Origin of the sequence: Mesorhizobium sp. M1409 (genome assembly GCF_040317535.1) — a bacterium.
Lineage (GTDB): Bacteria > Pseudomonadota > Alphaproteobacteria > Rhizobiales > Rhizobiaceae > Mesorhizobium.
The window spans coordinates 1-11940 of record NZ_JAMYKV010000046.1 but is presented as its reverse complement, the minus strand read 5'-3'; the positions used below and the strand labels follow the sequence as shown (position 1 = coordinate 11940).

11 protein-coding genes and 1 tRNA gene are annotated in these 11940 nt (G+C 62.8%); 3 read left to right on the top strand and 9 right to left on the bottom strand.

Annotation, left to right across the window (positions count from 1 at the left end; genetic code table 11):
- Nucleotides 1–80: 80 nt before the first annotated feature.
- From recJ to NKG99_RS27425, 8 genes are all read right to left on the bottom strand, one after another.
- Complete coding sequence (gene recJ, locus NKG99_RS27460; protein WP_352872148.1) at nucleotides 81–1865, bottom strand: single-stranded-DNA-specific exonuclease RecJ; 1785 nt, start codon at nucleotides 1863–1865, stop codon at nucleotides 81–83.
- Nucleotides 1866–2049: 184 nt separating this feature from the next.
- Entirely contained in the window at nucleotides 2050–2274 is a 225-nt protein-coding gene (locus NKG99_RS27455; RefSeq protein WP_352872146.1) for a DUF6434 domain-containing protein, read from the bottom strand.
- A 93-nt stretch (nucleotides 2275–2367) separates the two neighbouring features.
- Complete coding sequence (gene glpX / locus NKG99_RS27450; RefSeq protein ID WP_352872145.1) at nucleotides 2368–3351, bottom strand: class II fructose-bisphosphatase; 984 nt, start codon at nucleotides 3349–3351, stop codon at nucleotides 2368–2370.
- Between the two features lie 204 nt (nucleotides 3352–3555).
- On the bottom strand, nucleotides 3556–3723 hold the full coding sequence (locus NKG99_RS27445; protein ID WP_352872144.1) for a Thivi_2564 family membrane protein: 168 nt from the start codon (nucleotides 3721–3723) through the stop codon (nucleotides 3556–3558).
- A gap of 71 nt (nucleotides 3724–3794) precedes the next feature.
- Complete coding sequence (locus NKG99_RS27440; RefSeq protein WP_352872143.1) at nucleotides 3795–4151, bottom strand: hypothetical protein; 357 nt, start codon at nucleotides 4149–4151, stop codon at nucleotides 3795–3797.
- Nucleotides 4152–4283: 132 nt separating this feature from the next.
- The gene (locus NKG99_RS27435) at nucleotides 4284–5597 is read right to left on the bottom strand and encodes a homoserine dehydrogenase (protein WP_352872142.1); all 1314 of its coding nucleotides are present in this window, start codon (nucleotides 5595–5597) and stop codon (nucleotides 4284–4286) included.
- A 43-nt stretch (nucleotides 5598–5640) separates the two neighbouring features.
- Complete coding sequence (locus NKG99_RS27430; protein WP_352607046.1) at nucleotides 5641–6858, bottom strand: LL-diaminopimelate aminotransferase; 1218 nt, start codon at nucleotides 6856–6858, stop codon at nucleotides 5641–5643.
- A gap of 44 nt (nucleotides 6859–6902) precedes the next feature.
- Nucleotides 6903–7391, bottom strand: coding sequence for a hypothetical protein (locus tag NKG99_RS27425; RefSeq protein ID WP_352872141.1), 489 nt, complete (start codon nucleotides 7389–7391; stop codon nucleotides 6903–6905).
- A 2-nt stretch (nucleotides 7392–7393) separates the two neighbouring features.
- Between NKG99_RS27425 and NKG99_RS27420 the strand changes: the two genes are divergently transcribed.
- The 3 genes from NKG99_RS27420 to NKG99_RS27410 all read left to right on the top strand — a co-directional run bounded on the left by NKG99_RS27420 (nucleotide 7394) and on the right by NKG99_RS27410 (nucleotide 11074).
- Nucleotides 7394–9229: a PHA/PHB synthase family protein gene (locus NKG99_RS27420; protein ID WP_352872140.1), complete on the top strand. Its 1836-nt coding sequence runs from the start codon at nucleotides 7394–7396 to the stop codon at nucleotides 9227–9229.
- Between the two features lie 215 nt (nucleotides 9230–9444).
- A complete protein-coding gene (locus NKG99_RS27415) occupies nucleotides 9445–10695 on the top strand; it encodes a YcbK family protein (RefSeq protein ID WP_352872139.1) in 1251 nt (416 codons plus the stop codon).
- Between the two features lie 304 nt (nucleotides 10696–10999).
- A tRNA-Glu gene (locus tag NKG99_RS27410) sits at nucleotides 11000–11074 on the top strand.
- A 555-nt stretch (nucleotides 11075–11629) separates the two neighbouring features.
- Here the strand turns inward: NKG99_RS27410 and NKG99_RS27405 are convergent.
- On the bottom strand, nucleotides 11630–11940 hold a 311-nt coding region (locus NKG99_RS27405), incomplete at its 5' end, for a pilus assembly protein (protein ID WP_352872138.1).

Sequence of the window (11940 nt, the reverse complement as noted above, 5' to 3'; positions counted from 1 at the left end):
CGTTTCTCGGATGCCCGCCCCTGCCATGACTTTGCCGCGCTAACCCGCGGTTCAAAGAAGATCATGGCCCCACAAGAACCTTATGCGCGCGCCGCATCGGTGATGCGAAACTGTACGGTGCGGTTGCCGTTCCAATGGTTACCCGACAGCGAGCCGGCGACGTGGATTGTCTTGCCGCGGTTCTTGAACAGGAATTCGCCGAGTGCGGTATCGACGGCGCGAAAGGCGATCGCCTGGATGCGCCCGCCGCTCTCCGATTGCAGCTCGACGCGGATGTGGTTGGTACCGACCGGCCGCGCATCGGCCAGCCGGTGACGCGGCAGCACGAAAACGGGGGCTGCATGCCCGGCACCGAAAGGTCCGGCCTTTTCCAGCGCGTCGAGCAGGCCGAGCGTCGCGCCTTCGGCGGCAAGCGCGCCGTCGATCGCTAGGCTTTCCTCGCCTTGCAGCCGGAACACATCGGCCGCCGCCCGCTCTTCGAAAAACGCCCTGAGCTCGCCGAGCTTCGCCCGCTCCACGGTGATGCCCGCCGCCATGCCGTGGCCGCCGCCCTTGACGATCAGCCCGGCATCGGCCGCCTCGCGCACCAGCCGGCCGAGGTCGAAGCCCGACACCGAGCGGCCCGAGCCGGTGCCGGTGCCGTTTGCATTGAAGGCAATGGCGAAGGCGGGCCGGCGCGCATGATCCTTCAATCGCGAGGCCAGCAGTCCGACAATGCCCGGATGCCAGTTGTTGCTGGCGGTGACGACGATGGCCGGGCCATTGCCGCCGGCAAGCTCGGTATCGGCCTCGGCGCGCGCCGCCGCGAGCATCTCCTGCTCCATCAGCTGCCGTTCCTGGTTGAGCCGGTCGAGCGTTTCGGCAATGGTGCGCGCCTCGACCGGATCGTCGGTCGCGAGCAGGCGGCTGCCGAGTGCGGCATCGCCGATGCGTCCGCCGGCATTGATGCGCGGGCCGATCAAATAGGCCAGATGGAATGTGTTGATCGGCTCGCCGATACGCGAGACCCGTGCGAGTGCCGCCAGCCCTTCGTTCTTCTGCTGGCGTGCCATCTGCAACCCCTTGACCACGAAGGCGCGGTTGACGCCGGTCAGCGGCACCACGTCGCAAACGGTGGCAAGGGCCACGAGATCGAGCAGCGAAAGCAGGTCCGGCGGCGTGGCATCGGCCATGCGGCCGCGCAGGATTTTGGCGGTCTGCACAAGGGCGAGGAAGACCACGCCGGCGGCACAGAGATGACCCTGCCCGGAAAGGTCGTCGTCGCGGTTGGGATTGACGACGGCAATTGCCGCCGGCAAGGCGCCGCCGACCTGATGGTGGTCGAGCACGACGACATCGGCCCCGGCCTCGTTGGCGGCATCTATGGAGACGGCGCTGTTGGTGCCGCAATCGACGGTGACGATCAGCGTTGCGCCACGCGAAACCAATTCGCGCATGGCGTCGGGATTGGGACCATAGCCCTCGAAAATGCGATCCGGGATGTAGATTTCCGACGGCACGGAGAAATGCGTGAGGAACCGTTTCAGCAAGGCCGACGAAGCGGCGCCGTCGACATCATAGTCGCCGAAAATCGCCACTTTTTCCCTGGCCATCACCGCGGCGGCGATGCGGGCCGCCGCCCTGTCCATGTCGGTCAGCGATGCCGGATCCGGCAGAAGGTCGCGGATCCTCGGATCGAGAAATCGCTCGGTCTGCTCGGCGGTGACGCCGCGACCGGCAAGCACCCGCGCGACGATGTCGGGCACGCCATGGCCTTGCGCGATGGCGAGCGCGATCATGTCCTGGCGCTCACTCAGCCGGTGTTCCCAGGAAACCCCTGATACCGACTGCCTGACATCGAGGAAGAGGCGTTTTTCGCCGGTCATACGGTTTGCCAACTCATGGTTGGCCGCAGGATAGTGCACGTCGCCCCGAAAGTGCGCAGCGGTTTTGGGACAACGACATGCATAAACAACAATCTAAAGCGCGTCGCGTGAACGCGACGCGCTTTAGGCCAGAGGCTGGCAAAGCCAAGCGATTCGCGCGCCGTCCCGGGAGATTTCAAGAAAACTACGCTTTCCGCTTTTCAGCCTGGCGACGAAGCCATTCGTCGACCGCATCGCCCATCGTCTTGTCGGCACCGTCCTTGAGCCAGGCCATGAAAGGCCGGTCGAACCTGAACGCGTCGCCGCATTCCCGGATGAGAAAGCGGCGCGCGTTCTGGGTGTTGCGATAGGACTTCGTGATGGCGGTGGCGCGCGAAATCGGATCCGCGTGCCAGTCGAACGGTTTCATCGTCAAATCCCTGCGCCCAGCATCATCCTATGCAGCCACAGGGCTAACAACTGCGATGCCGGTCCGCAAGCACCCGAGCCAACAACAGTGAACCTAGAACTTATCCAGGTCCTGATGGCGAGCCTTGATCTCGCGCACCGTCCGCGACGACGAGCGCAGCACGATCGTGTGGGTGGTGATGGTGTTGCGGCCAAACTTGACCCCTGCCAGCATGTTGCCGTCGGTGACGCCGGTGGCCGCGAACAGCACGTCGCCGCGCGCCATGTCTTCGGCCCGATAGACCCGTTTCGGATTGGAAATACCCATCTTCGCCGCGCGAGCGACCTTTTCCGGCGTGTCGAGGATCAGCCGGCCCTGCATCTGGCCGCCGGTGCAGCGCAACGCCGCCGCGGCCAGAACGCCCTCCGGCGCGCCGCCAGTGCCGAGATAGATATCGATGCCGGTTTCCTCGGAATCGGTGGTGTGGATGACGCCGGCGACATCACCATCGCCGATCAGCCGGATCGCTGCGCCCGTGGCGCGCACGTCATCGATCAGCTTGGCATGACGTGGCCGGTCGAGGATACAGGCAGTGATGTCCGACACGGCGACGCCCTTGGCCCGGGCGAGATTGGCGATGTTTTCGGCCGGCGAGGCATCAATGTCGATGACGCCGTCTTCGTAGCCCGGACCGATGGCGATCTTGTCCATGTAGACATCGGGCGCGAACAGCAGGCTGCCCTTCTCGGCGATGGCGATGACGGCGAGCGCATTGGGCAGGTTCTTGGCGCAGATCGTCGTGCCTTCCAGCGGATCGAGCGCGATATCGACGGCCGGACCTTTCCCGGTGCCGACCTCCTCGCCGATATAGAGCATCGGTGCCTCGTCCCGTTCGCCCTCGCCGATCACCACCGTGCCCTTGATGGCAAGCCGGTTGAGCTCCTGGCGCATGGCATCCACGGCGACCTGGTCGGCCGCCATTTCGTCGCCGCGCCCGCGCAGCCTGGCCGCCGCGACGGCTGCCCGTTCGGTGACGCGCACCAGTTCCATGGTGAGTATCCGGTCAAGGCCGGCGACGATGTTCTGGGCCACATTCATCTGGTGATTTCCTCGTTGGCAATGCTGCCTCCCGCCGGAGGCGGGCCTGTTTTGTCAAACGAGCATGACAACGGCAAGACCCGCCAAGGATATTATCGAATAGCCAGCAATATCAATCGATTAAACCGTATTTCAAAACGACGCGGGCCCGACCGCAATGAACCGGGCCGGGTTGAAAAAATGGAAGTCGGCGCCCTTTGCGGCCTAGAAGACCGCGAGATATCTGAGCAATGAAACGATGCCGATGATGATGACGATGATCTGGACGATCTGCCTCATTCGCCCGTCGAGCGGCAAGCGCTGAACCAGATAGAGAACGAGGATGATGACGAGGAATGTGATCAGGATGCTGATCAAGGCGGATGAAGCCATAGTGCCCTCCTTAAAAATGATCTGCTGAAACAGGGAAATGTGCCGGCAAACCCGGCCCTATCGCGCCGCGGTCAATACCAGCGGCGCGACGTATCGTTCGTCGACTGACCAATGGCGAATCCGGCCATAAAGCCGAGCAAACCGATCACGCCGACCAGGGCGGTCGTGGTGCCGGGATTTTCGCGCGCTACTTCCGAGACAGCCTGAGCTTGGCTGCGCAACTGCTGTGCGGTTCGCGACGCGCGGGTAGCCGCCGTGTCATAGAACTCGGAAGCCTGCTCGCTGGCGTCATCGAGCATTTCCGCGCCCCGTGCCGAAATGCTCTTGTTGATCTTGGTGATCTCCTTGCGCAGTTCGGCAATCTGCTTTTCCAGCGTCTTCTGGATGTCGTTGATATCAGGGGTATCGGATTTGTTGGTATCGGCCATGAAGCGGCTCCCTCTGGTTGCTGACCAAGAGAACGGCTCCGACGCGAATTCGTTCCGGTCGTGGCCATCGCCATCGGACCGACATCCAACGCCCGCTGGATTCGTGGCCCCGCGCGGCTACCGGGCGGAAAACTACCCTGCCCGCTCGATGCGGATGACCTGCGGCTTGTCGGTCAGATGGCCGTCCTTGGTGATGCCGTCGACGGCCTTGCGCACGGCTGCCTCCGTCGTCTCATGGGTGACGAGGATCACTGTCTTCTGTGCCGCCGCCTCGCCGTTGACCGCGTGCTGGACGATCGATTCCAGCGAGATGTCATTGTCGGCCATGCGCTTGGCTATTGCCGCGAACACGCCGATGCGGTCATGCACGGTCAACCGGATGAAATAGCCGCCGGCATGGCTGCGCATCTGCGCCTTCTTGTAGGGTTTCAGCTCCTTCGCCGGCTGGCCGAAGACCGGACCGTGCTGGAAACCGGGCCGGCTCTTGGCGATGTCGGCGATGTCGCCGATGACGGCCGACGCGGTGGCGTTGCCGCCAGCACCCGGGCCGGACAGCAGCAGCTCGCCAAGAATGTCGGTCTCGATCGCCACCGCGTTGGTGACGCCATGCACCTGCGCGATGACCGAGGCCGTCGGCACCATGGTCGGATGCACGCGCTGTTCGATGCCGCTCTCGGTGCGCTGGGCGACACCAAGCAGCTTGATCCGGTAGCCAAGATCGCCTGCCGCGCGGATGTCGGCCTGGGTGATGTTGGAAATGCCTTCCATGTAGATGTCGTTGGCGGCAATCCTGGTCCCGAACGCAAGGCTGGTCAGGATCGACAGCTTGTGCGCGGTGTCGTGGCCCTCGATGTCGAAGGTCGGATCGGCCTCGGCATAGCCCAGCCGCTGCGCGTCCTTCAGGCAAGCGTCGAACGAAATGCCCTCGGCCTCCATGCGGGTCAGGATGTAGTTGCAGGTGCCGTTGAGGATGCCGAAAACGCGGGTGACCGAATTGCCGGCCATCGCCTCACGCATCGTCTTGATGACGGGAATACCGCCCGCCACAGCCGCTTCGTAGTTGAGCAGCACGCCCTTCTTCTCGGCGATCTCGGCCAGCGCCACGCCATGCTTGGCGAGCAGCGCCTTGTTGGCGGTAACGACGTGACGGCCGGCTTCGAGTGCTGCCTTCACCGATAGGCGCGCCGGCCCCTCGTCGCCGCCGATCAGTTCGACGAACACGTCGATTTCGGCGGTCTGGGCCATCTTGACCGGATCGTCGAACCATTTTGCGGCACTGAGATCGACGCCGCGATCACGCTTCCGGTCGCGCGCCGAGACCGTGGTGACGACGATATCGCGCCCGCATTGCCGGGTCAGTTCCGCCGCCTTGTCACGCAGCACGCGCGTCACCGACGCGCCGACGGTACCGAGACCGGCAATTCCAACACGCAATGCTTCAGCCATGTCCGGCGACGTCCCTCAAAATTCGAAATTGTCTGCGGCAAGCTTACCGATGAGCGGAGAGCGGCACGACATTGTTAGGCTGCTTGGCGCTGGTTGCCAGGAAGCGCTTGATGTTGCGCGCCGCCTGCCGGATCCGGTGCTCGTTCTCGACCAGCGCAATGCGCACGTGATCGTCGCCATGTTCGCCGAAGCCGACACCCGGCGCTACCGCCACGTCGGCATGTTCGATCAGCAGCTTGGAGAATTCGAGCGAGCCGAGATGCCTGAACGGCTCCGGGATCGGCGCCCAGGCGAACATCGATGCCGCCGGTGCCGGGATGGTCCAGCCGGCGCGGCCGAAGGCATCGACCATCACGTCGCGGCGCTTGTGGTAGATGTCGCGGACTTCGGCGATGTCGGCGCCGTCGCCGTTGAGCGCGTGTGCCGCCGCCACCTGGATCGGCGTGAAGGCGCCGTAGTCGAGATAGGATTTCACCCTGGTCAGCGCCGAGATCAGCCGCTCGTTGCCGACCGCAAAGCCCATGCGCCAGCCAGGCATCGAGAAGGTCTTCGACATCGAGGTGAACTCGACGCAGACGTCGATCGCGCCCGGCACCTGCAGCACCGAAGGCGGCGGATTGCCATCGAAATAGATCTCCGAATAGGCCAGGTCGGACAGTATGATGATGTCGTTCTTCTTGGCGAACGCCACCACATCCTTGTAGAAGTCGAGCGAGGCGACCAGCGCCGTCGGGTTCGACGGATAGTTGAGGATCAGCGCAAGGGGTTTCGGGATCGAATGCTTGACACCGCGCTCGAGCGCCGGGATGAAGCCGTCATCGGGCTCCACCTGCAACGAGCGGATGACGCCGCCCGACATGATGAAGCCGAAGGCGTGGATCGGATAGGTTGGGTTCGGGCACAGGATCACGTCGCCCGGCGCGGTGATCGCCTGCGCCATGTTGGCGAAGCCTTCCTTCGAACCAAGCGTGGCCACCACTTGCGTGTCGGGGTTGAGCTTCACGCCGAAGCGGCGGGCGTAATAGTTGGCCTGGGCGCGGCGCAAGCCCGGAATGCCGCGCGACGAGGAATAGCGGTGCGTACGCGGATCGCGCACGACCTCGCACAGTTTGTCGACGATGGCCTTGGGCGTCGGCAGGTCCGGATTGCCCATGCCGAGGTCGATGATGTCGGCGCCGCGCGAACGAGCGCTGGCCTTGAGCCGGTTGACCTGCTCGAAGACGTAAGGCGGAAGCCGGCGGACCTTGTGAAATTCTTCCATGGCAGTTCCAGACAGCAAAGGGGTATTGGGCGCGCGCTATATACTTATTTGCAGGTAGGGTCGAGGGCGGGGTCGCATTTGGCTTCGATCTGCTTCAGCGTTTCGTCGCCGTGCTTCTTGGCGAGATCCGTCAGCGCCGCCTGATTAGCGACCTTCGGACCGCCGCCTTTTGCCGCCTGCGAATTCTCATCCGCCTTCAATTGCGCAAGCTTGGCGTTCTTCTCGGCTTCGGTGAACTGCGGTGCCGCCACTTGCGGCTTGATGTTCAGGTTCGGAAAGGTACCGGTATCCTTCGGTCCCGCGCTCACGGCAACCGGCGTCGGGCCACTGGTGTTGGTGCTCGAGCACCCGGCAATCCCCATGAGGACGATCGCCGCACCGATGCGGCAAAAACGTCCGGCGCCGAAAAAAACAGTCTCGCCAAAATTAATCGTCATATTGTTTCCTTGGCAGCCGGGGTAGAGCGAGATTGGACCCGGTCGGATGTCCCATGTTAATATGTCAAGAAAAGGCCCCGGGAGGAACCCCGCCAACCATGTCCAAAACACCCGATTCGGGCAAAGCGGAAGATGACGAGCCTTCGACCGTCGAGCAATATCTGGTGAAGGACCCGGAACGCTTCGCCCTGAACATGGCGCGCATGATCGAGCAGGCCGGCAAGGCCGCTTCCGCCTGGGCCGAGCCGCGTGAAAAAGGCGAGGTACGCGATCACGTCGCAGAGCCGGTCGTCGACATGGTGAAGACCTTCTCCAAGCTCAGCGAATACTGGCTGTCCGATCCGCAGCGCGCGCTGGAGGCGCAGACGCGGTTGTTCTCCGGCTACATGACGGTCTGGGCCAACGCCATTCAGCGCACCAGCAACGCCGCGGAAGAGACCGAAGACGCCGTCAAGCCGGAGCGCGGCGACAAGCGCTTCCTCGACCCGGAATGGGGCCGCAACGCCTTCTTCGATTTCCTCAAGCAGGCCTATCTCGTCACCTCGCGCTGGGCGGCCGATCTGGTCGAGCACGCCGAGGGCCTCGACGAGCACACCCGCCACAAGGCCGGCTTCTACGTCAAGCAGGTGTCCAACGCCATCTCGCCGTCGAATTTCATCCTGACCAATCCGGAACTGTTTCGCGAAACCGTCGCCTCGAACGGTGAGAACCTGGTGCGCGGCATGAAAATGCTGGCCGAGGACATCGCCGCCGGCAAGGGCGACCTGAAGGTGCGCCAGGCAGACTACTCGCCCTTCGAGATCGGCAGGAACATCGCCACCACCCCCGGCAAGGTGGTTGGCCGCAGCGATGTCGCCGAGATCATCCAGTACGATCCGGCGACCGAAACGGTGCTCAAGCGACCGCTGCTGATTTGCCCGCCATGGATCAACAAGTTCTACATCCTCGATCTGAACCCGCAGAAATCCTTCATCCGCTGGGCGATCGAACAGGGTCATACCGTCTTCGTCATCTCCTGGATCAACCCGGACGAGCGCCACGGCACCAAGGGCTGGGAGGCTTACATCCGCGAGGGCCTTCAATACGGCCTCGACACGGTCGAGAAGGCCACCGGCGAAAGCGACGTCAATGCGATCGGCTATTGTGTCGGCGGCACGCTCTTGGCGGCGGCACTGGCGCTGATGGCACGCGAAGGCGACGACCGCATCAAGTCGGCGACCTTCTTCACCACGCAGGTCGACTTCACCCATGCCGGCGACCTGAAAGTGTTCGTCGACGAAGAGCAGGTCGCGGCGGTCGAAAAGTCGATGAGCGAAAAGGGCTATCTCGACGGCACCAAGATGGCGACCGCCTTCAACATGCTGCGTTCCGGCGACCTGATCTGGCCCTATGTCGTCAACAACTACATGCGCGGCAAGGATCCCCTGCCCTTCGATCTGCTCTACTGGAATGCCGATTCGACCCGCATGGGCGCGGCCAATCACTCTTTCTACCTGCGCAACTGCTATCTCGAGAACAACCTCTCGCGAGGCATGATGGAACTGGCGGGCCACACGGTCTCGCTCGGCGACATCACCATCCCGGTCTACAACCTCGCCTCAAAGGAAGATCACATCGCACCGGCGCTTTCGGTGTTCCTCGGCTCGAAATATTTCGGCGGCAAGGTCGAATACGTGATGGCCGGATCCGGTCATATCGCCGGCGTCGTCAATCCGCCGGCATCCAACAAATATCAGTACTGGACCGGGGATACGCCGACGGGCGATTTCGGCCAGTGGTTTGCCAAGGCCACCGAGCATCCAGGGTCCTGGTGGCCGCACTGGCAAGACTGGATAGAGACCAAGGACAACACCCGCGTGCCCGCCCGCAAACCCGGCAAGCATATGAAAACCTTGGGAGATGCTCCCGGGACCTATGTGAAGGTGCGTGTGTAACGGACTGTAATGTCTGGTGAGTTGACGCACCGGCAAAAGCGGGCGAGATGGTGTAGTCAACCATCAAGCAGCCGTAATTCGGCAATCGCCGCAAAAATACTTCCAGGCTTGCGGATTTGACACAGGTCTCGTTTCCGGATCGGAGACAAAGGTCACCTTGACGCGGCGTATCGGTGCCGCACCAGGGATATACCGACCGGACATCGAGGGGGAATTTGGCTTTGAAATCAGCAGGATGGAGCCTCGCAAAGGGAGAACGCCGCGCCATCGTGGCAGCGCTCTGTTCATTGCTTCTGGCCTCCTGCACCTCGGCTGGTGACCCGACAATGTCGGTTGGAATGCCCGGTTATAACGCCACGGCATCGGACATAAATGCCGCCTCCAGCGCCACGCCGACCGCGGTCGCCGATTCGTCCGAGGTCACGACCGAGCAGACGACCGTGATGACGGCGAGCGATACGGCACTTCCCGAGAAGGTCGCCTATGTCCCTATAGCCAAGCCCCAAGCCGCCTTTCCGCTGACCACGCCGGCCGGCACCGAGACGATTATCGGACAAACGCCTCAGTCCTTGCAGCAGCAGGCACCGGCGACCCAGCAGAGCGACGCGGTCGCCGAAAAGATCGCTGCCGCCGATGCCGGCGTGAATGCGCCGAAGCCGGCAGCCGCACCAGCAATGGACAATCCGGTCTATGTGACGGCTGGCGAGATGCCGCAGCCCGAAGCACCGAAGAAAAGAGGTTTCCTGGCCTCGATGTTTGGCACCACACCGGCCTCGGCGACATCAGCACCCCTCATCAACACCCGGTCGGGCGAGCAGCCAACAGTGCAGGCCAAAGAAGCGCCAGCGGCGGCAAAGCCGATCATCACGCTTGCCTCGGCCAATTCCGCGGCAAAGCCGGTGCAACTGGCTTCGCTTGGTGGCGATACCGGCCACATCACCGGTAGCGACGCCCTGCCCGGCGTGCGCCAGACAGCCCTGTTCGAAATCAAGCGCAAGTCCGGCCTCGACGATGAAAGCGACGTCGACCTCAACGAGGACGAAGGTACAGGCGCTGGCGCCTATCAGATGGCATCCGCCGCCGGCATGGCCCGGTTGGCGCCCAACGGGCTGCTCAAGCAGAACGAGAGCGTCGATGTGGCTTGCCTGAAGCCGTCGCTGGTCCGCGTGCTCAAGACGATCGAAGGCCACTACGGCCGCAAGATGACGGTGACTTCGGGCTATCGCGACCCGGCCCGCAACCGCCGCGCCAACGGCGCCAAGAATTCGCTGCACATGTATTGCGCCGCAGCCGACATCCAGGTCCCCGGCGTTTCGAAATGGGAACTGGCGAGCTACATCAGAACCATGCCCGGCCGCGGCGGCGTCGGCACCTATTGCCACACAGAATCGGTTCACGTCGATGTCGGGCCCGAGCGCGACTGGAACTGGCGTTGCCGCCGGCGCAGCGGCGGTGGCGACGGCTAGCGGCGCGGAGCAGACGAGGCCTATTGGCAGCCAAGATCGTTCCGTTGGACCATCCCTGACGTCCTGATCAGCCTAAGCCTTCCGCACTTCGTCATCCACGGGCGGGGCAAGGAGCGAAGCGATGGCGGCGCAGACCCGAGGATGACGAAGCGATGGGCGTTTCCGCTGATCGCCAAGGCATGCTGGCGCTTTGCCCAGCCATGGCGAATGTGCCGCTTCGACAGCTCGCAAAAAAGTTGCCCAAGGTGGCACCTGACGGGTTGCCGGTTGCGCGCAACGCCAGTATAAGCCGCTTCGTCTGAGCGCGCCCATCGTCTAGCGGTTAGGACACCGCCCTTTCACGGCGGTAACAGGGGTTCGATTCCCCTTGGGCGTACCAGAGACTTCACCCGCATCTTGCGACATGCTTCGGCCGGCGGCTCGAGCGACAAGGACGGCGTTGCGTGAGTGCCTATGCTGAAACGGGCGCTTGCCGGTTAAGGCGGCTCCCTTCAGCGCTTGAACTTGGCGTCCGCCAAAGCAAAGTCAAAAGCCAGTTATAATCCACGGATTCGAGTCGTATCCGAGGCGCGGCCCTGCCTTTGCGCCGCTGTCTTCCGATTTGGCGGTTCCGGTCACACTACAGTCAAGATTTGGAACGGGCTTCTTGGTTGACGGGTTGGTAGAACACAAGGCGGCGGCGTCACTGGCTGGCACCTTCTTCTCCTTGGCAACTGCGACACCCGTCGCAGCGAACACGATAGCCGCGCAAAATATAGCCACTCTCATTGGAACCCCCACAGTGCACACTTCGAGACATGCTCGGACATGACGTTGCGACAGCTTTATATTAGCATTAATGAATATATAAGCTAGCCCTGTGCCGTCGAAAGCCGGCCGGAGTGCCAAGCTTGCGTTACATGACCGCCCAAAGCCCGTACTGGGCAGATCTAGCCTAACTCCCGACCATCGGTACCGTAACGGTTGTCGCGTAGTTGATCGGAAAGTTGCTGAAGTAAGGGAAGTCGATGACGAAGGCATAGCTGGCGGTCAGATGCGCCATGCGGAAGCCACCGCTCGCCGGGTCGAAAGCGATCGTGACGTTCACATCCTTCAAACCCAGGGCCTCCAATTTCTGCGTGGCGATCGATTGGATGTCGGCCTGGGTCAGCGTGTTCTTAAGCTGCAGCGAGCGTGATGATGTCTCCAACACATAGCGAACGCTGGACACGGAGTGCATCGACCAGCCGAAGGCGAAGATCCCGA